At 53.2% G+C, this 2,844-nt stretch carries 1 rRNA gene; it reads right to left on the bottom strand.

Annotated elements, in window-relative coordinates:
* A 23S ribosomal RNA gene (locus QYF49_RS25610) occupies positions 1-2,742 on the bottom strand; the annotation flags it as partial.
* Between the last annotated feature and the right edge of the window lie 102 nt (positions 2,743-2,844).

Raw genomic sequence — 2,844 nt, 5'->3', positions numbered from 1 at the left:
GCGGTGTGTCCATCCCGGTCCTCTCGTACTAAGGACAGCTCCTCTCAAATTTCCTGCGCCCGCGACGGATAGGGACCGAACTGTCTCACGACGTTCTGAACCCAGCTCGCGTACCGCTTTAATGGGCGAACAGCCCAACCCTTGGGACCTACTTCAGCCCCAGGATGCGATGAGCCGACATCGAGGTGCCAAACCTCCCCGTCGATGTGGACTCTTGGGGGAGATAAGCCTGTTATCCCCAGGGTAGCTTTTATCCGTTGAGCGATGGCCCTTCCATGCGGAACCACCGGATCACTAAGCCCGACTTTCGTCCCTGCTCGACTTGTAGGTCTCGCAGTCAAGCTCCCTTGTGCCTTTACACTCTGCGAATGATTTCCAACCATTCTGAGGGAACCTTTGGGCGCCTCCGTTACGATTTAGGAGGCGACCGCCCCAGTCAAACTGCCCACCTGACACTGTCTCCGAACCGGATCACGGTTCAAGGTTAGAATTTCAATACAGTCAGGGTAGTATCCCACCGACGCCTCCATCGAAGCTGGCGCTCCGACTTCTCAGGCTCCTACCTATCCTGTACAAACTGTACCAAAATCCAATATCAAGCTGCAGTAAAGCTCCATGGGGTCTTTCCGTCCTGTCGCGGGTAACCTGCATCTTCACAGGTACTATAATTTCACCGGGTCTCTCGTTGAGACAGTATCCAAGTCGTTACACCTTTCGTGCGGGTCGGAACTTACCCGACAAGGAATTTCGCTACCTTAGGACCGTTATAGTTACGGCCGCCGTTTACTGGGGCTTCAATTCAGAGCTTCTCCCGCAAGGGATAACCCCTCCTCTTAACCTTCCAGCACCGGGCAGGTGTCAGCCCCTATACTTCGCCTTGCGGCTTCGCAGAGACCTGTGTTTTTGCTAAACAGTCGCTTGGATCTATTCACTGCGGCTCTCTCGGGCGGTTAACCCTACCAGAGCACCCCTTCTCCCGAAGTTACGGGGTCATTTTGCCGAGTTCCTTAACGAGAGTTCTCCCGATCATCTTAGGATTCTCTCCTCGCCTACCTGTGTCGGTTTGCGGTACGGGCACCTCTTTCCTCACTAGAGGCTTTTCTTGGCAGTGTAGGATCAGGGACTTCGGTACTGTAATTTCCCTCGCCGTCACAGCTCAGCCTTCACGATTGCGGGATTTGCCTCACAATCAGCCTTACTGCTTAGACGCGCATTTCCATTCGCGCGCTCTCCCTACCTTCCTGCGTCCCCCCGTCGTTCAAACGGAAAGGAGGTGGTACAGGAATTTCAACCTGTTGGCCATCGCCTACGCCTTTCGGCCTCGGCTTAGGTCCCGACTAACCCTGAGCGGACGAGCCTTCCTCAGGAAACCTTAGGCTTTCGATGGACAAGATTCTCACTTGTCTTTCGCTACTCATACCGGCATTCTCACTTCAAAGCGCTCCACCAGTCCTTCCGGTCTGACTTCACCGCACTTCGAACGCTCCCCTACCACTGTACCTGACGGTACAATCCATAGCTTCGGTGATACGTTTAGCCCCGGTACATTTTCGGCGCAGAGTCACTCGACCAGTGAGCTATTACGCACTCTTTAAATGGTGGCTGCTTCTAAGCCAACATCCTGGTTGTCTGGGCAACTCCACATCCTTTCCCACTTAACGTATACTTTGGGACCTTAGCTGATGGTCTGGGCTGTTTCCCTCTTGACTACGGATCTTATCACTCGCAGTCTGACTCCCGCGGATAAGTCTCTGGCATTCGGAGTTTGACTGAATTCGGTAACCCTGTGGGGGCCCCTAGTCCAATCAGTGCTCTACCTCCAGGACTCTAGCCGCGAGGCTAGCCCTAAAGCTATTTCGGGGAGAACCAGCTATCTCCGTGTTCGATTGGCATTTCACCCCTACCCACACCTCATCCCCGCACTTTTCAACGTGCGTGGGTTCGGGCCTCCATTCAGTGTTACCTGAACTTCACCCTGGACATGGGTAGATCACACGGTTTCGGGTCTACGACAACGTACTGTGGCGCCCTGTTCAGACTCGCTTTCGCTGCGGCTCCGCTTTCTCAGCTTAACCTTGCACGTTATCGTAACTCGCCGGTTCATTCTACAAAAGGCACGCTGTCACCCTGATATTTTCCGAAGAAAAAATCATAGGGCTCCAACTACTTGTAGGCACACGGTTTCAGGATCTCTTTCACTCCCCTTCCGGGGTGCTTTTCACCTTTCCCTCACGGTACTGGTTCACTATCGGTCACTAGGGAGTATTTAGCCTTGGGAGATGGTCCTCCCGGATTCCGACGGGGTTTCACGTGTCCCGCCGTACTCAGGATCCACTCAGGAGGGAACGAAGTTTCAACTACAGGGCTGTTACCTTCTTTGGCCGGCCTTTCCAGACCGCTTCATCTACCCCGTTCCTTTGTAACTCCATGTTGAGTGTCCTACAACCCCAGAGGGCAAGCCCTCTGGTTTGGGCTGTTTCCGTTTCGCTCGCCGCTACTCAGGAAATCGCATTTGCTTTCTCTTCCTCCGGGTACTTAGATGTTTCAGTTCCCCGGGTCTGCCTTCTCATATCCTATGTATTCAGATATGGATACCATCCCATTACGGATGGTGGGTTCCCCCATTCGGAAATCCCCGGATCAATGCTTACTTACAGCTCCCCGAGGCATATCGGTGTTCGTCCCGTCCTTCTTCGGCTCCTAGTGCCAAGGCATCCACCGTGCGCCCTTTCTAGCTTAACCTTTAACATGATCGCAAGATCATGGGTATTGCATAATCAGCGCACAACTAATGAATTAGTTGGCTTGTTTGGATGTTTCGTTATCTAGTTTTCAAGGAACATG

The organism is Fictibacillus terranigra (genome assembly GCF_030412265.1).
Lineage (GTDB): Bacteria > Bacillota > Bacilli > Bacillales > Fictibacillaceae > Fictibacillus_C > Fictibacillus_C terrinigri.
The sequence above is the reverse complement of the archived record's forward strand: the minus strand, read 5'-3'. Positions and strand labels throughout refer to the sequence as shown.